This is a genomic window from Phytomonospora endophytica (assembly GCF_014202425.1).
GTDB classification, from domain to species: Bacteria; Actinomycetota; Actinomycetes; order Mycobacteriales; family Micromonosporaceae; genus Phytomonospora; species Phytomonospora endophytica.
In genome coordinates this window covers 49,034-65,396 of the sequence record NZ_JACHGT010000013.1, presented here as the reverse complement: position 1 = coordinate 65,396, position 16,363 = coordinate 49,034, and the positions used below count along the sequence as shown (strand labels likewise).

Annotated in this window: 21 protein-coding genes; 9 read left to right on the top strand and 12 right to left on the bottom strand. The window is 70.1% G+C overall.

Annotated features, from left to right (window positions below; all coding sequences use genetic code 11):
* Positions 1–25: 25 nt before the first annotated feature.
* The gene (locus HNR73_RS27080) at positions 26–166 is read right to left on the bottom strand and encodes a hypothetical protein (protein WP_184790466.1); all 141 of its coding nucleotides are present in this window, start codon (positions 164–166) and stop codon (positions 26–28) included.
* Entirely contained in the window at positions 156–434 is a 279-nt protein-coding gene (locus HNR73_RS27075; protein WP_184790465.1) for a hypothetical protein, read from the bottom strand. The genes HNR73_RS27080 and HNR73_RS27075 overlap by 11 nt, the downstream gene beginning before the upstream one ends.
* A 149-nt stretch (positions 435–583) precedes the next feature.
* Here HNR73_RS27075 and HNR73_RS27070 point away from each other — a divergent pair, with 149 nt between their 5' ends.
* The 3 genes from HNR73_RS27070 to HNR73_RS27060 are packed head-to-tail and all read left to right on the top strand — an operon-like array spanning position 584 to position 2,586.
* A complete protein-coding gene (locus HNR73_RS27070) occupies positions 584–1,435 on the top strand; it encodes a helix-turn-helix domain-containing protein (protein ID WP_184790464.1) in 852 nt (283 codons plus the stop codon).
* 10 nt (positions 1,436–1,445) lie between these two features.
* The gene (locus tag HNR73_RS27065) at positions 1,446–1,688 is read left to right on the top strand and encodes a DUF397 domain-containing protein (RefSeq protein ID WP_184790463.1); all 243 of its coding nucleotides are present in this window, start codon (positions 1,446–1,448) and stop codon (positions 1,686–1,688) included.
* Positions 1,689–1,728: 40 nt separating this feature from the next.
* Positions 1,729–2,586 carry a phosphotransferase family protein gene (locus HNR73_RS27060; RefSeq protein ID WP_184790462.1) on the top strand — a complete coding sequence of 286 codons (858 nt, stop codon included), beginning with the start codon at positions 1,729–1,731 and terminating at the stop codon, positions 2,584–2,586.
* Between the two features lie 50 nt (positions 2,587–2,636).
* Here the strand turns inward: HNR73_RS27060 and HNR73_RS27055 are convergent, their stop codons facing one another.
* From HNR73_RS27055 to HNR73_RS27045, 3 genes are read right to left on the bottom strand one after another with little or no spacing between them, the layout of a single operon-like run.
* A complete protein-coding gene (locus HNR73_RS27055; protein ID WP_184790461.1) occupies positions 2,637–4,343 on the bottom strand; it encodes an ABC transporter ATP-binding protein in 1,707 nt (568 codons plus the stop codon).
* The gene (locus HNR73_RS27050; RefSeq protein WP_184790460.1) at positions 4,340–6,097 is read right to left on the bottom strand and encodes an ABC transporter ATP-binding protein; all 1,758 of its coding nucleotides are present in this window, start codon (positions 6,095–6,097) and stop codon (positions 4,340–4,342) included. Before HNR73_RS27050 ends, HNR73_RS27055 begins: the two co-directional genes overlap by 4 nt.
* Positions 6,094–7,050, bottom strand: a complete 957-nt coding sequence (locus tag HNR73_RS27045) for an alpha/beta hydrolase (RefSeq protein ID WP_184790459.1) — start codon at positions 7,048–7,050, stop codon at positions 6,094–6,096. Before HNR73_RS27045 ends, HNR73_RS27050 begins: the two co-directional genes overlap by 4 nt.
* A 68-nt stretch (positions 7,051–7,118) precedes the next feature.
* Between HNR73_RS27045 and HNR73_RS27040 the strand changes: the two genes are divergently transcribed.
* From HNR73_RS27040 to HNR73_RS27020, 5 genes are read left to right on the top strand one after another with little or no spacing between them, the layout of a single operon-like run.
* Positions 7,119–7,673: a TetR/AcrR family transcriptional regulator gene (locus HNR73_RS27040; RefSeq protein ID WP_184790458.1), complete on the top strand. Its 555-nt coding sequence runs from the start codon at positions 7,119–7,121 to the stop codon at positions 7,671–7,673.
* 9 nt (positions 7,674–7,682) lie between these two features.
* Positions 7,683–8,555 (top strand): RNA polymerase sigma factor SigJ, encoded by an 873-nt coding sequence (gene sigJ, locus HNR73_RS27035; RefSeq protein ID WP_203686392.1) that lies wholly within the window; start codon positions 7,683–7,685, stop codon positions 8,553–8,555.
* A 50-nt stretch (positions 8,556–8,605) separates the two neighbouring features.
* On the top strand, positions 8,606–9,337 hold the full coding sequence (locus HNR73_RS27030) for an SDR family NAD(P)-dependent oxidoreductase (RefSeq protein WP_184790457.1): 732 nt from the start codon (positions 8,606–8,608) through the stop codon (positions 9,335–9,337).
* A 10-nt stretch (positions 9,338–9,347) separates the two neighbouring features.
* Positions 9,348–10,040: an alpha/beta fold hydrolase gene (locus HNR73_RS27025; protein WP_184790456.1), complete on the top strand. Its 693-nt coding sequence runs from the start codon at positions 9,348–9,350 to the stop codon at positions 10,038–10,040.
* 43 nt (positions 10,041–10,083) lie between these two features.
* Positions 10,084–10,572, top strand: coding sequence for a DinB family protein (locus HNR73_RS27020; protein WP_184790455.1), 489 nt, complete (start codon positions 10,084–10,086; stop codon positions 10,570–10,572).
* Here the strand turns inward: HNR73_RS27020 and HNR73_RS27015 are convergent.
* A complete protein-coding gene (locus tag HNR73_RS27015) occupies positions 10,569–10,910 on the bottom strand; it encodes a GroES family chaperonin (RefSeq protein WP_184790454.1) in 342 nt (113 codons plus the stop codon). The genes HNR73_RS27020 and HNR73_RS27015 overlap by 4 nt on opposite strands.
* Before the next feature lie 104 nt (positions 10,911–11,014).
* Here HNR73_RS27015 and HNR73_RS27010 point away from each other — a divergent pair, with 104 nt between their 5' ends.
* Positions 11,015–12,328: an AI-2E family transporter gene (locus tag HNR73_RS27010; RefSeq protein WP_184790453.1), complete on the top strand. Its 1,314-nt coding sequence runs from the start codon at positions 11,015–11,017 to the stop codon at positions 12,326–12,328.
* Here the strand turns inward: HNR73_RS27010 and HNR73_RS27005 are convergent.
* The 6 genes from HNR73_RS27005 to HNR73_RS26980 all read right to left on the bottom strand — a co-directional run bounded on the left by HNR73_RS27005 (position 12,258) and on the right by HNR73_RS26980 (position 16,314).
* Positions 12,258–12,881: a histidine phosphatase family protein gene (locus tag HNR73_RS27005; RefSeq protein WP_184790452.1), complete on the bottom strand. Its 624-nt coding sequence runs from the start codon at positions 12,879–12,881 to the stop codon at positions 12,258–12,260. The genes HNR73_RS27010 and HNR73_RS27005 overlap by 71 nt on opposite strands.
* A 4-nt stretch (positions 12,882–12,885) precedes the next feature.
* A complete protein-coding gene (locus tag HNR73_RS27000) occupies positions 12,886–13,260 on the bottom strand; it encodes a DUF1707 SHOCT-like domain-containing protein (protein ID WP_184790451.1) in 375 nt (124 codons plus the stop codon).
* Between the two features lie 82 nt (positions 13,261–13,342).
* Positions 13,343–13,927, bottom strand: a complete 585-nt coding sequence (locus tag HNR73_RS26995; RefSeq protein WP_184790450.1) for a hypothetical protein — start codon at positions 13,925–13,927, stop codon at positions 13,343–13,345.
* Positions 13,928–14,003: 76 nt separating this feature from the next.
* Positions 14,004–15,038: an ABC-2 membrane transporter-related protein gene (locus HNR73_RS26990; RefSeq protein ID WP_184790449.1), complete on the bottom strand. Its 1,035-nt coding sequence runs from the start codon at positions 15,036–15,038 to the stop codon at positions 14,004–14,006.
* Positions 15,035–15,925, bottom strand: coding sequence for an ABC transporter ATP-binding protein (locus HNR73_RS26985; RefSeq protein WP_184790448.1), 891 nt, complete (start codon positions 15,923–15,925; stop codon positions 15,035–15,037). Before HNR73_RS26985 ends, HNR73_RS26990 begins: the two co-directional genes overlap by 4 nt.
* Positions 15,922–16,314, bottom strand: a complete 393-nt coding sequence (locus tag HNR73_RS26980; RefSeq protein ID WP_184790447.1) for a GntR family transcriptional regulator — start codon at positions 16,312–16,314, stop codon at positions 15,922–15,924. Before HNR73_RS26980 ends, HNR73_RS26985 begins: the two co-directional genes overlap by 4 nt.
* Positions 16,315–16,363 lie beyond the last annotated feature (49 nt).

The window sequence follows — 16,363 nt, the reverse complement described above, 5'->3', positions numbered from 1 at the left end:
TTTCGAGGCTTCGCGGGGTGGCTGCTCATTTTTTGGCCTGGGCTTCGGTGAGCGCCGCGAGCGCTTGGGCGTTGGCCGCGCAGGGCCAGTGGTCGCGGCAGGTGCGGCAGAAGCCGTCGGGGCCGCGCTGATGGGACGCGAGAGTCGCCCAGGGATCAGAGGCCACAGCGGTACTCCGGGCAGCGGATCGTGTCGATCGTTCGCGAGGGAACGCCGACGCGATCGAGGAGCCGGAAAGCCCACTGGACCTCTTCGAGCGATGAGGAGACGTGGCGCTTCGCCACGTGGACCGCCCAGGCAAGGTCTTCGACGCAGCCGGATTCGCGGGTCGGGCAGGACGTGCGGTACTCGGCGAGGAGATCGACGAGCTGATCATGGTGGCGACGGCCGAACCATCCAACGAGGACGGACAGCGGCGTGTTCGTGCTGGTCATAGGAGCCCCCACTCCGGAAATGACGGAACGTGACCAGCAAAGCACACACGATTGCCGTTTGGCAAGACGTCTAAGCTAGGCTTTCAAGCGTGTCGCGTTCCTGAGGCGTGAACACGCCGCCGATAGACTCCGTCCGGAGGTGAAAGCCCTTGGCTCCCCGCTCTGACCCGTCAGCGATCCGATGGCTCATTGGCACCGAGATTGCGCGCATTCGGAAACAGGCAGCACTTAGCCTCGCCGATATCGCCAAGGCCACCGGCATCAGCAAGCCGAAGGTCGGCAACATGGAGACCGGGCGCTTCCAGCAGTTCCCGGACGACATCGCGCTGGTGCTGGAGGTGTGCCGCGCCGATCGGCGAGATATCGATCGGATCGTGGGACTCGCCGCTCAGCAGGACGCGAAAACCTGGTGGGCCGCATGGTCGAATGTGGTCCCGGACTGGTGGAAGACCTTCGCTGGTCTCGAAGGCCTCGCTGACGCAGCCTTTACCTTCCAGCCGCTGCTAGTTCCGGGCCTGCTCCAGACAACGGACTACGCCCGCGCCATCACTGTCGACACCGGCTTCGTGCGGCCAGACCAGACGGAGCGGTTTGTCAGCTTCCGGCAGGCAAGGGCCTCGCGACTCACTGCCGAAGAGCCGTTGACCTATCACGTTGTCATCGGCGAGCCAGCCCTTCGCCTGGCCGTGGGAACGGTGGAGCAACGTCGAGCCCAGTTCGAGCACGTGCTTGAGCTAGGGCGGCGAAACAACGTGACGATCCAGATCCTTCGGCCCGAGGATGGGGCCCATCCGGCACTGGCCATCGGCGAGTTCAGCGTGCTTGACTTCAGCCGAGCTCAGTCGATCGCGTTCAGCGAGATGTTCGATGGAGCGGTTTACGTGCAAGACGCTGACAGCATCGAAACCTATAAAATGGTGGCCGAGAATCTCCGGCAGGTTGCCCAGTCACCAGCCGCTTCCGTCAAGACGATCAAGGGCTTCCTAGAGGCTCTGAGCTAAGGAGTCTGCCGTGACCCCGCAAGACCTGAGCAGCGTGCGGTGGGTCAAGAGCAGCCGTAGCACGAACAACGGCACCTGCGTCGAAGTCGCCTCGTGGCGCAAGTCCTCCCGCAGCAACGGATCCAGCGCGTGCGTCGAAGTCGCGTCGTCCACCCCCTCCATCCTCGTCCGTGACTCGAAGGACCTCTCCGGCCCGGTCCTCACCGTCACCCCCTCCAACTGGGTCTCCTTCCTCACCACCCTCCCCAGCTAACTCGCTCGCGCGTCTCGCCCGGGCCTTGCATGATCAGGGCATGCTGACCACATCCCCCTCCCCGGCCGCCCTGCGCTGGGCCGCCGCCACCGCGGGCCCGGACGCGCTCGTCACCGGCGTGCGCGAACTCGGCGGGGGAATGCACGCCGCCACGCACCTCATCACCACGTCTCATCCCACGCTCGAACTGGTCCTGAGGCGCTTCGAGCCCGGCGATGACGCCGCCGCCCGCGAAACCCGCACCCTCACACCCCTCAACGGCCTCGACGGCTTCGCACCCACCCTCCTCGCCTCCGACCCCCTCGGCGAGTTCTTCGGCGAACCCGCCGTCCTCATCTCCAAACTCCCCGGCACGGGCAACATCACCCCCGCCGACCCCTTCGACTGGGCATGTCAGCTGGCGCGGGGGTTGGCGCGGATCCACGCGATCCCCACGCCCGCCGGCTGGGACAACCGCTTCACCATCAGCAAGCCTCCGGAGCACCCGCACGTCCTCACCCAGTGGGACCGGATGCAGGCGCTCCCGCTCGTCACGTCGCACGTCGACTACTGGTCGGGAAACACCGTCTGGACCGGCGAGCAACTCTCGGGCGTCGTCGACTGGGCCGCCGCAGCCCTGGCCCCACGCCAATACGACCTGGCCTGGACCCGCGACGACATGATCCTGCTCTACGAGACCCCCGAGGTCGCCGACGCGTTCCTGGCCGAATACCAGTCGGCAACGGACACGGAGATCCCCGACATGCACGTCTGGGACCTCTGGACCGCGTCCCGCACCATCGGCGACGTCCACACCTGGTCCAAGGGCTACGTCGACTTCGGCCGCGCCGACCTCACCGGCCCCGAACTCACCCGCCGCAAGACCAACTGGCTCGCCCACCTCGAAGCCCGGATCTGAACGAGCCCGGATGTGAACGAGCCCGGATGTGAACCGGGACGCCACACCCACTACCCCACGGGCGCCGACACCGCCCAGAACTCGGCGTACCGGCCGCCCAGCCGCAGCAGCTCCTCGTGCGTCCCCTCCTCCCGGATCCCTTGCCGGTCAAGGAAAACGACCCGATCCGCGCGCTGCACGGTCCGCATCCGGTGCGCGACCATCACCACCGTCCGCCCGGCCATCAACCGCTCGATCCCCTCGTGCACCACGGCCTCGTTGACCGGATCCAGAGCCGAGGTCACCTCGTCCAGCAACACGATCGGCGCGTCCTTCAGCAACGCCCGCGCGATCGACACCCGCTGGCGCTCACCGCCCGACAGCAGCGCCCCGCCCTCACCGACGTTCGCGTCCCAGCCGCCGGGCAGCCTGGCGATGACCTCGTCCAACCCGGCCGCGCTCGCCGCCTCGCGCAGGTCGGCCTCACTCGCGCCGGGCCGTCCGAGCCGGATGTTCTCCTCGATGGTCCCGTCGAACAGGTACACGTCCTGAAACACGATGGCGAAGCGCTCCATCAGCGCCTCCGCGCCGATGTCGCGCACGTCGACGCCGCCGACGCGGACCGCTCCCCCGTCGACGTCGTAGAACCGCGCCAGCAACTGCAACAGCGTGCTCTTCCCCGAACCCGAAGGACCGACGACCGCGAGCCGCCGCCCCTCCGGCACCGCGACCGAGACCCCGTCCATGACCTGCCGGTCGCCGTGCGCGAAACGCACGTCCTCGAAGGAGATGTCGTTGCGTGCGGGCGAGATCGGCCGCGCCGGTTCGGGCAGCGGCTCGGTCTCCAGAACCGCCTGAAGCCTGAGCAGTTCGGCCTTCGCGCCACGGATCTGGCCACCGAACTCCGCCAGCGACAACAGGGGATCGGCACAACGGGCGGCCAGCACCAGGATCGTCAGCACCTCGGCGGCGCCGATGCTCCCGCCGAGCGCCAGATAGGCGCCCAGTACGAGGATCCCGGTGAACACCGCCTGCACCGTCACCGACAGGCCGACCGCCCCGGGCAGCGCCGAGAACACCGACCTGCGGGCCGTGCGCTCGACGTCGCGCAGGGAGTCGTCGAGCAGCGTGAAGCGTTCGGCGGTACGGCCGCCGGCCCGCAGGACCGGCTGCGCCTTCACGAACTCGATGACGCGGGCGGAGGACTCGTGGTCGCGTTCGGCGCGTTCGGTGTCGGTCGACGCCATCGACCTCCCCGCCCACGCCTGCACCAGCAGCACGACCGGGACGGCCACCAAGGCGGCCGAACCCAACTGCCGGTTGAAGACCAGGATCACCGCGACGATCGTCAACGGCGTCGCACTCGCCGAGATGAACGGCCCCAGCAGATGCGCGATGACGCCCATCGACCGCAGCACGCCCTGACTGGCCAGCACCGACACCTCCCCGACCCGCCGGGAGGTGTACCAGCCGACGGGAAGCTTCGCGAGGTGGTCGCCGAGGCGGTGGTACATGCCGTGCAGAAGCGTCGTCCCGGCACGGAAACCGGCCAGGTCGCCGAGGTACCGCACGACGGCGTAGACGGCGATCGCGCCGCCGAAGGCGAACAGCCACGGCCGCGCCTCGCCCGGGTCGTCGCCGAAAAGCCCGCGCAGCACCGGAACCAGCAGTGCGTAGGAAAGGCCTTCCAGGACGGCGGCGACCGTCATCAACACGATCGTGCGGCGGACCGGCGGGGCGTACTTCGGTCCCAGGACGCGGAGCAGCGTGCGGATCATCGGTGGTCTCCCTGCAACTCGTCTTCCAGGTCGCGCAGTTCCTCGCGGATCACCGCGTGGTGGGTGCGCCAGAACTCGGCGAACCTCCCGTCGGCGGCGAGCAGTTCCGCCGGGGAGCCGCGCTCGGCGATCACGCCGTCGTCGAGGACGACGACCTGGTCGGCGTCGGCGATCGTCTCCAGCCGGTGGGCGATGACGATGGTCGTGCGGTCGCCGCCGAGACCCGCCAGGGCGTGCCGGACGGCCTGCTCGGTCTGGGGATCGGCGAAAGCGGTCGCCTCGTCGAGGACGAGGACGGGCGCGTCGGCGAGCAGGGCGCGGGCGATGGCGACGCGCTGGGCCTCGCCGCCGGAGAGTCCGGCGTCCTCGCCGATGACGGAGTCGTAGCCGCGGGGGAGGTCCAGGACGCGGTCGTGGACCTCGGCGAGCTTCGCGGCGGCGATGACGCGGTCGCGGTCGGCGTGCGGGACGGCGAGGGCGATGTTGTCGGCGACCGAGGCCCGCAGGAGCCGCACGTCCTGGAAGACGAAGGACACGTGGCGGTACAGCTCGCGGCTGCCGAGGTCGCGCAGGTCGACACCCCCCAGGGACACCGATCCTTCGGCGGGGTCGAAGAAGCGCGGCAGGAGCTGGACCAAGGTGGACTTCCCGCTCCCGGAGGCGCCGACGATCGCGGTGACCGTGCCGGGTTCGCAGACGAGGTCGATGCCGCGCAGGACGTCGTGGCCCTCGTCGTAGGCGAAGCGGACGTCCCGGAACTCGACGCGGTGTCCCTTGGGCGCCAGGGGTTTCGCGGGTTCGGGCAGGGGTTCGACGGCGAGCACCTCGCGGATGCGGCCGACGGCCCGGCCGGCGGCCTGCATGTCGTCGAAGCCGTGCCCGAGCGCGGCGACCGGTGCGGTCAAACCCAGGCCCAGCAGCAAGAAGGGCAGCAGGTCGACGGCGGCCATGCCACCGCCGGTGATCAGCGCCGCCCCGCCGATGAGGACGACGAGCAGCACGAACGGCGGCGACAGCGCCAGCTGCATCCCGGCCGCGATCGGGGCCATGCCGCGGACCCAGCGGTAGAAGGAGGTCACGAAGTCGTCGGTGGCGGTACGGAACCGCCGGTGGGCGCGGCCGGTGTCGCCGAAGGCCTTCACCACCGCGATGCCCTGCACGAACTCGACGACGGAACCGGCGATGGAGCCCATGCCCTTGTCGAACTCGTCCTGTACGCGGACCTTGCTGGGCGTCATCATCAGCGGCACGTGCGCGATCGCCAGCGCCACCGGGATCAACGTGATGAGGGTCAGCCGCCAGTCGATGGTGAACAGGTAGACCGCCGAGACCAGCGGCACCGCGAAGGCCGAGGCGAGCATCGCCGGAGTGTGGGCGATGAAGGGGTGGACGGCGCTGACGTCGTCGCCGACGACCTTGGCGAGCTCCCCGGTCCCGCGGTGGGAGAACCAGCCGATGGGGACGCGGCCGAGCTGTTCGGCCAGGCGACGGCGGAAGGACAGCTGGACGCGGGTGTCGAGAAGGTGGCCGACGCCGGACGCGGCGGCGGTGAGCAGGAGCTTGACGAACAGCCCGGCGGCGCCGGCGATGACGACGAAACGGACGTGTCCACTGTCGACGGTCTCGGGTGTCAGCAGCGTGCGGCCGAGCTCGACGACCGCGAGAAGCGGCGCCAGACCGGCGATCGAGCCGACGAGCTCGAAGACGACGACGGCACCGAAGCCGCCCAGGTAGGGCTTGAGGAGGAGTCTCATCGCGCGAGCCGCTCGGCGAGGAAGGCGAGGATCCGGGCACGCGCGTCCTTCGCGGCCGAGACGAGACCCGGCATGCTCAGGAACGCGTGACCGGCCTTCGCGTGCTCCGACAGTTCGGCGGGAGTTCCCGCCGCCTTGAGGGCTTCGACGTAGACGCGGCCGTGGTCGGCGAGCGGGTCGAGCGCCGGCACGACGACGAGCGCGGGCGGCAGGCCGCTCAGGTCGGCGGCGTGGAGCGGGGAGAGCGCGCGCGGGTCGGTGCCCGCGGGGACGGCGAGGCGCAGGAACATCTCCAGCCGTTCGATGGTGAGCGTCGGGGTGTCGGCGAACGCGCGCATGGACGGGAGGGCGAAACCGGCGGGGGTGAGGTCGGTCGGCGGGTTGACCAGCACCTGCGCGCGCAGGTGCACACCGGTGTCGCGTGCGCGGATCGCCGACAGGGCGGCGATCATGCCGCCGCAGCTCTCGCCGAAGACGGCGACGCGTTCGGGGTCGATGCCCCATTCGGCCGCGTTGCCGAGGATGTGGCCGAGGGCGTCCCACCCGTCGTCGACGGCCGCCGAGAGCGGGACGTGCTCGGTGAGCAGGCGGTGGTCGACCGAGACGACGACGGCTGGGAGGCGTGCGGCGAGGTGGCTGGTGGCCCAGTCGCACTGCGTCGCGGTGCCGATGAACCCGCCGCCGTGGACGTGGACGACGAGCGGCAACGGCGTCACGGACGTCCCGGCGGGCCGGTGGACGCGGACGGGGATCACGCGGCCGGGCAGCGCGATGTCCTGCCAGGCGATGGCGGCGTCGCGGTCGGGGCGTCCGGTGACGATCCACGCCGCGCCGGAGGAGGCCGCGCGGTTGCCGCGCTCGGCGAACTCGGTGAGCCGGTCACCGGTCAGGTTCGAGTAGTCCGGTTCCTTGCGCAGGGCGGAGAACAGCCGGACTTTCAGGGGTGCGGTCATGTCGGATCCTCAATTTCGCTACTAGAGGTTTCGATACTGACGGTAGCACAATTGGATAGGATGGCCGGATGACGCAGAACCCCAGGCAGCCGGGCCGCCCCCGGGAGAGCATCGACGACGCCGTGTTCGCCGCGACCCTGTCGGCGATCGCCGAGTTCGGCTACACCCGCGCCACCGTCGACCGCATCGCCGCCACCGCGGGCGTCGCGAAGACGACGATCTACCGCCGCTGGGCGTCGAGGGGCGAACTCATCACCGCCGCCGTCGTCGACTCCTTCGGCCCCATGCCCCTCGACGGCGACGACCTCGACGAACTGCTCGCCCAGGGCATCCGCTGGGTCGCGGCGAAGATCGCCGACCCCGGCCTGGGCGCCGCCCTCGCCGGGCTGTTCGCCGACGCCATCAACGACGCCGACCTCCGCGAGATCCTCGCGACGCGACTGCAAGCGCCGTTCCTGGAGACACTCGCCGCACGACTCGACGCGCCCGAGACGAAGGTCCGGCTGCTCATGGACGCGACGGTGGGGACACTGCTCCAGCGCATGGGCATCACGGGCGAACCGATGGACGCGGCGGACGTGGACGCGCTGGTGGGGATGGTCAGGGGGCTGGTGCGGGGTTAGCCTCACCCCGTGTCTCCCGACTACCCCGCCCTCCGCCCCCGCGCCTTCGCGATCGCCTACCGCATGCTCGGCAGCGCGGCCGGGGCCGAGGACGTCGTCCAGGAGGCCTTCCTGCGCCTCCACCAGGCGGGCGCCACCGTCGAGTCCCCGCCCGCGTTCCTCGCCACCGTCGTCACCCGCCTCGCCATCGACGAGCTGCGTTCGGCCCGCTCCCGTCGCGAAAGCTACGTCGGCGAATGGCTCCCCGAGCCGGTCGTCACCGCGCCCGGCCCGGCGGACCGCGCCGAAACCGCCGACACCCTGTCGTGGGCGTTCCTCGTCCTCCTCGAAAGCCTCTCGCCGACCCAGCGCGCCGCCTTCCTCCTCCGCGAGGTCTTCAACTACCCCTACGACGAGGTCGCCACCTTCGTCGGCACCGACGTCGACAACGCCCGCCACCTCGTCGCCCGCGCCCGCCGCCACGTCAGGGAAGGCCGACCCCGCTTCTACGCGACCCCCGCGCAACGCGACGAACTCGGCGCCCGCTTCTTCGCCGCCATGGACACCGGCGATCTCGCGTCGCTGGAGGCCCTGCTCGCCGAGGACGTCGCGCTCTACGCCGACGGCGGCGGCAAGGCGCCCTCACCACAGCGCGCGGTGTTCGGTCGCGAACGGGTTCTCCAGACCCTCGCCGCGGGCTTCACGCTCTCGGCCGGCCTCGACAAGCGCACCACGTTCACGTCGGTGAACGGCCAGCCCGGCGCGCTCGTCCACGACGCCTCGGACCGGCTGCTCGCCGTCCTCGGCGTGGACATCGTCGACGGCCGCGTCGCGGCGATCCGCTCGCTCGTCAACCCGGAGAAACTGGCGCACCTCGGCCCCGTCGGCGAGCTCCGCCTGTGACGCCCCTCACCCACGGTCATGCGCGGTAGGGGTCGCCCGTCTTCCTTGGCATGACGAACACAGCGCTCATCACAGGTGCCAACAAGGGACTCGGCCACGAGGCCGCGCGGCGGCTCGGCGAGCTGGGGTGGACGGTCTTCCTCGGCTCGCGCGACGTCGGCCGCGGCGAGCAGGCCGTCGCGAAACTCCGGGCGGGCGGCGCCGACGTCGTCCTCGTCCCCCTCGACGTGACCTCCGACGAGTCGGTCGCCGCGGCCGTCGCGCTGGTGACGGCGCGGACCGGCGGCCTCGACGTCCTCATCAACAACGCGGGCTTCGGCGGCCACGCGATACCGCCCGCCGACGCGACGGCCGCCGAACTGCACGCCGTCTACGACGCCAACGTCTACGGACCGGTCCGCGTGACCAACGGCTTCCTGCCGCTGCTGCGGTCGTCGTCGCATCCCCGCGTCGTCAACGTCTCCAGCGGCGGCGGGTCCTTCGCGGTCATCACCGACCCGGCACAGCCGGTCGCGAAGATGCACGAACTGGCGTACAGCTCCTCGAAGGCCGCACTGAACATGATCACCGTGCGGTACGCGCAGGCGATCCCGGAGGTGAAGTTCAACGCGGTGACGCCCGGCGAGACCGCCAACCACAAGTTCGCAGCCACCGACATGAACCGCAACACCGGCGCCCTCACCGTCACCGAGGGGACCGACGCGATCCTGCGACTGGCGCTCATCGGCCCCGACGGGCCGACCGGAACCTTCGAAGATCGACTCGGGCCGCTCGCGTGGTAGACATGGCCGGATGCGGACTTTCACGGTCGAACACGACGATGTGACACTCCACGTCACCCGGGGCGGGACGGGCCGGCCGCTCGTCTTCTGCCCCGGGCTGAACGTGTCGCAGGAGGACCTGGCCGGGCTCCTGACCGCGCTGCGGCGGGACTTCGACGTCGTCGCCTTCGACCTGAGCGGGCACGGGCGCTCGACGCCTGGACCCTTCACCGTCGAAGGGTTCTACGCCGACCTGGTCGCGGTCATGGACGCCGTCGACCTCGACGCGCCGGTGCTCATGGGCTACTCACTGGGGGCGGACCTGGCCGTGCGATACGCGGCCGCACACCCGGTCGGGGCGCTGGTCGTCGTCGACGGCGCCAATCCCCTGCCCGAGCCGTTCATCACCGAGGAGTACCTGCCGCAGTTCCGCGAGATCTTCGGCGACCCCGACGTGCTGCGGCTCAACATGGAGGTCGACGAGGTCCGCCTTCAGATCCTCGACCGGTGGCGGAGGATCTCGGCGCCGGTCACGCTGGTGACGTCGACGGCGATCGCGGGCGAAGACGGGCCCGAACGGCACAACGCGCTGTGGCTCGACGGCTTCGACCGCCTCATGCGCGAGATCCCCGGCATCACGGCGACCCGCCTGCCCGGCGACCACGGGCTGGTCTTCGCGCACGCCGACGCGATCGCGCGGATCGTGCGGGAGGACGTGGGCTGAAAGCGGGCGGCGGGAACACCGTCGGCGGCGTAGCGTCCCGGCCATGACGACCCCTCGCGGTGACTTCCGCCCTCCCGGCCTCAACGCCGACGAACCGACGACCCTGCGCGTCTTCCTGGACTATCTGCGCGAGTCGGTGATCGCCAAGACCGGCGGCCTCACCGACGAGCAGGCACGCGAACCCGGCGTCGAGAGCGGGACGAGCCTGGCATGGCTGCTGTCACACCTGACGGCCGTCGAGCACAACTGGTTCGTGTGGTCGTACACCGACACCGGCGAACTCATGGACGACGACGCCGTGCCGGACGGGACCGTCGCCGAGCTGGTCGCGGGCTACCGCGAGGCCGTGGGCCGCGCGAACGCGGTGATCGAGGCCTGCGACGACCTCGACACGCCGGGGGCGCGGTCGCTGCGCGAAACGGAGGCGCCGTCGATGCGGTGGATCCTCGTGCACATGGTCGAAGAGACGGCACGGCACGCCGGGCACGCCGACATCCTGCGGGAACGCATCGACGGAGCGGTCGGCCGCTAGAGATACAGGCCCGTGGCGTCCGGCTCCACCCTCGGCGCCGCCACCGCGTGCACGTCGCGCTCCCGCAGCAGCACGTACTCGCGTCCGTGCAGCTCCACCTCCGAGCGCTCGTCGGGGTCGAACAGCACCCGGTCGCCCAACTGCACCGCGCGCACCAGCGGCCCGATCGCGACCGCCTCGGCCCACGCCAGGCGGTGCCCCATCGACGCTGTCGCGGGGATCACGATCCCGGCCGCCGAGCGGCGCTCACCCTCCGAAACGTCGGGTTTGACCAGGATCCGGTCGTGCAGGAGACGGATCGGGAGGCCGGACTCGGGATCGATTGAAGCGCTGGTCACGATCGCCTAACCTACCCGAGCCGCGCCGAGCGCCCCCGAGCCGAGCCTCCCGGAAGCACACGGCAAGTAGGCTTCTGCACGACGACCGGCTGGCGGAGGTGACGGTGAGTCGATTCAAACGGGCCGCCGAGAGGGCCCGCAAGGCCTGGACCGCCCTGCGCGAGAACCCCTACGTCGAGCAGATCGAGCGCGCGCGCCGACGCAACGAGGAGTCCGAACTGACCCTCGCCATCGAGTCCGCGGCCTCCGAGCCCGACCCGCCCCCCGGCGACCGCCCGATCTCCGAACTCGACCTCGTACCCCAGGGCATGCGCGTCGCCGGCGCCTGGGCGTGGCGGATCATCGCCGTCGCGGTCGTCGTGCTGGCGTTCCTCTACCTCGCCGACATGCTCGCCATCGTCGTCATCCCCGTACTGATCTCGCTGCTGCTGAGCGCGATCCTCCAGCCGTTCTCGGCGCTGCTCGTGCGCTGGCACGTCCCGCGTTCACTGGCCGCCGGGCTCGTCCTCGTCGCCGGGCTCGCCGCCGTCGCGGGGATCCTCACGGGCGTGATCTCGGAGTTCGTCGACGGCGTGCCCGACCTGGTCAAGAACGTCGAGACCGGTATCGGCCAGATCCAGGACTGGGCCGAGAAGGGTCCGCTGCACCTGACCGACAAGCAGATCGCCGACTTCTTCGCCGAGGTCAACACGATGGTCGGCAACTGGTTCGCGGCGAACAAGGACACCGCCGCAGGCACCGCCGTGGAGACCGCCGGCGCGGGCGTCGGCGTCGCCCTCGACATCCTCACCGGACTGTTCCTGGTGCTGTTCTCGACCTTCTTCTTCATCCGCGACGGCGACCGGATCTGGCGTTTCGTGACCGCGCCCCTCCCCGCCGACAGCCGCGAGACCTTCCGTTCGGCGGGCCGCGCGTCCTGGCGGACGCTGGTGTCGTACACGAGGGCGACGATCCTGGTGGCGTTCATCGACGCCGTCGGCATCGGGCTCGGCCTGGTCATCATGAAGATCCCCCTGGCGATCCCACTGGCCGCGCTGGTGTTCCTCACCGCGTTCATCCCGATCGTCGGCGCGACCTTCTCCGGCGCCGTGGCCGTGCTCGTCGCGCTCGTCGCCGACGGCTGGGTGACCGCGCTGATCGTGTTCGGGATCGTGATCGTCGTGCAGCAGGTCGAGAGCCACCTCCTGCAGCCGCTGCTGCTGGGCAGGGCGGTGTCGGTGCACCCCCTCGCGGTGATCCTCGCGATCGGCGCCGGACTCGTGCTCGCCGGAATCATCGGCGCGCTCATCGCGGTCCCGCTCGTGGCGATGGCGAACACGGGGGTCCGGCACCTGATCCGCGCACGGCCTACGCCGCCGCCCGGGGAGGACGGGGACGGGGACGACGGTGAAGACGTGGCGAAACCGGCGCCGGCGTAGGGGCTCGGGCGTTCGCGCTGGATAACCCGCCGCTTGTGGACGAAGCCGCGTCGCCGGGATGGCCGCCCCAGTTCGAGGGCAGCGTGTAGTACCAGCCCGCCTGCCAGACGAACGGGGCCTTGAGCCGCTCCTCCAGGGAGGCCCCGGCGAGCAGGCTTTCCAGCGCCCAAAGGTTGGCCGTGTGGGCGATGAGCAGGATCCGCCCGCCGTCCCAGTCCCGGGCCAGGTCTCGAAGGAACGCGTCGGTGGCGGCGAGAACCTGCCGGTAGCTCTGGCCGCCGGGGAACGGATCATCAAGGTGCCGGGAGCGCCTGGCGGCGACGAGCCGAGCCGGGCGGCCGTTGAAGCTGCCGTAGTCGCACTCGCGCAGTCGGGCGTCCTGGTGAATCGGCGGCCGACCGTCGGGGAAGGCGATCCGGGCGGTCTGCACGGAGCGGTACAGGTCCGAGCTGAAGACGGCCGCGATGTCCTGGCCGCGGCGACGCTCGCCGAGTTCACGGGCTTCGCGGTGTCCCTGCGCCGAGAGGCGGCCGTGCAGCCGGCCGCAGGCCACGTCCCTAAAAGTCGTTGATCGCCGCCACGCACAGCCAGATCAGCATCCCCAGGAACGTCAGCCCGATCAGGGCCCGGATCGCACCAACACCGTCCATGATCTTGTGCGACACCGGCCGCTGACCCGACACGCGCAGCCGGTGGTCGATCACCTGCGGCGGCGCCACGTACACCATCGGCGCGGGTGCCAGCAGTTCGTGCACCCTCCACAGGTCGCCGACGATGTCGGCGAGGTCGACGTCCCACACGGCGACGTCGAGCAGCCCCCGGCGCAGGATGTACTCGTTGTCGTCGATGTATCCCCGGCGGTGGGCCTCGTCGAGGACGAGCCGGGCGTGGTCGCGTTCGGGATCGCCGATCCGGGAAGGTGCGTCGGGCATTGCCGCCTCCAAGCGCGTGGGCACGTCATCGCCGACCGTCACGGTACGATGCCACGTCCACAATGGATGACGGACGGACGCGCTACCTGCGCCTGCCCCGATCCCTTCGGCTGGACCGCGCCTCGCGGTGCTGCGGCGCCGCCGGGACCTCGGCGACGAGTCCGGCCGGCCAGTTCAGCTCGATCGAGCGTCCCGGCAACAGCAGTGCCCAGTCGGCGGCCAGTTCCCGCAGCGTCTCGACGGCGCGTCCCACTCCGCCGTCCTCGTAGGGGAACCGCTCCTGTTCGACGACGCCCCACGCTTCTCGCGCGGCGGCGGTCGGGTCGGCCGGGTCGCCGCTCTCGGCGAACTCGTGCACGACGCCCGCGAGGGCTTCGGCGACGGAGAGCGCGTGTCCGTGCGCCTTGAGGATCCGCTCGCTGCGCGCGGCCGCGTCGTGCCGGGGCGATCCCGAGACGACGCTCATGGTGTCGAAGACCGCGCCCGCCGCGACGCACCCGAACAGTCCACTGTGGAGGGACAGTTCGCGTTCGGTCACGGCGTGGGCCAGGTCGTGGGGGACGCGCCACTTCCGGTCGTGGGAGCCCATTTCGAGCACGACGCCGTCGGCGCGGTGCAGGACAGTGCGTGTGCCGCCTCTAGCGGCCGGTTGGAACTCGATCCGCATGTACCGATGGTGATGGTTACGCGGCGGTAGCGCCAGTGCTTTGCGCGGGAGGCCGAGACGGCCTCCCGCGCAGTCCTCACACGATGCGCTTGCGCACCCACCAGAAGCAGAACCCCGACAGTCCCGCCGCCAGCCCCAGGTAGATCCCGAGTTCGGCCCACTGGAAGGGCCAGAAGCGCCCGATAGGCTGATACACCAGCTCTTGCTTGTACCCCAGCGCGCTGACCGCGGCGACGCATTCCTCCATGGTCTTCTCGCGGGAGCACGGCCCGGCCATGATGTCGGCGGGGAGGGTGATGAACTCACCTGCCGGGTTTCCCGCGCTGTCAACGGTCTGGTTCGACAGGATCCACGAGCCGGTCTCGGGGAGTTTCGCCGACAGGTGAATGGTCCCGTCGCCGCTCAGGGAGACGTCGTCGAGGTTGTCCGATGTGTACGTCAGCGTCTCGGTGACCGGTGTCGCCAGGTTCGGGCGCACCAGGATCGGCATCGCGACCTGGACCGCCGCGAAGATGAGCAGGGTGATCGCCATCGCGGGGAGGGTCTTCTTGACGAGCATGCCGATGGTGACGCCGAGGGCGAAGGCGAAGGCGGCGTAGCCGATGACGACGATGCCGCGGGTCGGGAACAGCAACGGCGCCATGCGCGGCCAGTCGAGCGCCGATGCCTTGTCGACGGGTGTGGCCCACCAGTTGACGATCGCCGCGGCGGCCCCGGCGGCGAGCATCGACGCGAGGCCGACGACGACCAGTTTCACGGTGAGCCAGCGCTTGCGGGTGATGCTCTGGTTCCAGATCAGCCACAGCGTCCGCGATTCCAGCTCGCGGGTGATCAGCGGCGCTCCCCAGAAGAGCCCGATCAGGGCCGGCAGCAGCAGGAGCAGGAGCATCGTGCCGAGGAAGCCGTACTGGTTGTCCTGGGCGAAGTTCTGGATGAAGTCGTTGCACGAGCTGAACGGGCTGTTGCAGTTGCCACCGGCGGCGGCGAGGCCGTCGGCGTAGTCGTCGGCGAGTCCGGCTCCGGTCAGGCCGAGCGCGATGCCGAGGAGGGCGAGTCCGGCGAAGGTGAGCAGTGCGGCGCCGCGGAACTGGCGCCAGGTGAGACGGATCATCGCAGCACCTCCAGCTGGGGGCGTTCGTGAGTGGTCGCCGCGCCGTGCATGTAGGCGAGGACGAGGTCTTCGAGGCTGAGCTGACTGACCGTCCACGATGGATCGTGGATCGGCGATGCGGTGCGGACCAGGTACGTGGACTGCTTGTCGGTGTGGCTTTCGCTGATGATCTGCTGGTCCGACGGCAGCGTGTCGGTCTCGCGGCGGGGGCCGACGAGCCGGTAGTGGGCGGCGAGCAGTTCGTCGAGGTCGCCGGCGACCTGCACGCGCGAGTCGACCAGGACGATGAGGTAGTCGCAGGTCCGCTCGATGTCGGAGACGAGGTGCGAGGAGAGGATGACGCTCATCTCCTGCTCGGCGACCGACTCCATGAGGCTCTGCATGAACTCCCGGCGTGCCAGGGGGTCCAGGGCCGCGACGGGTTCGTCGAGGATGAGCAGTTCGGGCTGCTTGGCGATACCGAGGGTCAGCGCGAGTTGTGCGCGCTGCCCGCCGGACAGCTTCCCGGCGCGCTGTTTCGGGTCGAGCCCGAGGCGGCGGATGCGGTCTTGGGCGACCTCGTCGTTCCAGGCGGGGTTGAGGTGGCGGCCGAGGTCGAGGTGGTCGCGGACGCTCAGTCCTGAGTAGACGGGCGCGTCCTGGGCGACGAAACCGACCTTGGTCAGCTGGTTCACGTCGGCGGCCGGTCGGCCACCGCAGACCTCGATGGTCCCGGCGGTCGGCGCGAGCATGCCCGAGGCGAGGTTGAGCAATGTGGACTTACCGGCGCCGTTGGGCCCGACGAGGCCGACGACGCGGCCGGACGGGACGTTGAGGTTGCAGTTCTGTAGGGCCCAGCGTTGCTTGTACTTCTTGCCGAGCGCGCGTGCTCGTAGAACGGTGCTCACGCTATTTCCTCTCCTGCATTGCCGCGAAAGGTGGTGATGAACAGGGCCTCGATGCTCTCTTCGTCGAGGCCGGCGAGACGTGCCTTGGTCAGCCACCGCTGGAGGTCCTTGCGCAGGGGACCGAGCGAGGCGAGCGAGCCGTCGGCGAGGGTGTGGGTGACGAAGGTGCCGACGCCGGGTCTGGCGGCGATGAGGCCGTCGTACTCAAGCTCGCGGTAGGCCTTCAAGACGGTGTTGGGGTTGATGGCGAGTTGCTGGGAGACCTCCTTGACGGTCGGGAGCCGGTCGCCGATGGCGAGGACTCCGAGACGCAGGGCGTGGCGGACTTGCTGGACGAGCTGCTGGTAGGGGGACAGGCCGGACCGACTGCTGAGGTGGAACTCGATCACTCGTTCCTCCGTTTAACTAGTTGCCTAGTACTTTAGGACGCTGGGACGC

Bases quoted from the DNA above. Each gene is read 5' to 3' on its own strand.
- HNR73_RS27075 (WP_184790465.1), bottom strand. From the start codon at position 434: ATGACCAGCACGAACACGCCGCTGTCCGTCCTCGTTGGATGGTTCGGC.
- HNR73_RS27060 (WP_184790462.1), top strand. From the start codon at position 1,729: ATGCTGACCACATCCCCCTCCCCGGCCGCCCTGCGCTGGGCCGCCGCC.
- HNR73_RS27055 (WP_184790461.1), bottom strand. From the start codon at position 4,343: ATGATCCGCACGCTGCTCCGCGTCCTGGGACCGAAGTACGCCCCGCCG.
- HNR73_RS27050 (WP_184790460.1), bottom strand. From the start codon at position 6,097: ATGAGACTCCTCCTCAAGCCCTACCTGGGCGGCTTCGGTGCCGTCGTC.
- HNR73_RS27045 (WP_184790459.1), bottom strand. From the start codon at position 7,050: ATGACCGCACCCCTGAAAGTCCGGCTGTTCTCCGCCCTGCGCAAGGAA.
- HNR73_RS27040 (WP_184790458.1), top strand. From the start codon at position 7,119: ATGACGCAGAACCCCAGGCAGCCGGGCCGCCCCCGGGAGAGCATCGAC.
- HNR73_RS27030 (WP_184790457.1), top strand. From the start codon at position 8,606: ATGACGAACACAGCGCTCATCACAGGTGCCAACAAGGGACTCGGCCAC.
- HNR73_RS27025 (WP_184790456.1), top strand. From the start codon at position 9,348: ATGCGGACTTTCACGGTCGAACACGACGATGTGACACTCCACGTCACC.
- HNR73_RS27020 (WP_184790455.1), top strand. From the start codon at position 10,084: ATGACGACCCCTCGCGGTGACTTCCGCCCTCCCGGCCTCAACGCCGAC.
- HNR73_RS27000 (WP_184790451.1), bottom strand. From the start codon at position 13,260: ATGCCCGACGCACCTTCCCGGATCGGCGATCCCGAACGCGACCACGCC.
- HNR73_RS26995 (WP_184790450.1), bottom strand. From the start codon at position 13,927: ATGCGGATCGAGTTCCAACCGGCCGCTAGAGGCGGCACACGCACTGTC.
- HNR73_RS26990 (WP_184790449.1), bottom strand. From the start codon at position 15,038: ATGATCCGTCTCACCTGGCGCCAGTTCCGCGGCGCCGCACTGCTCACC.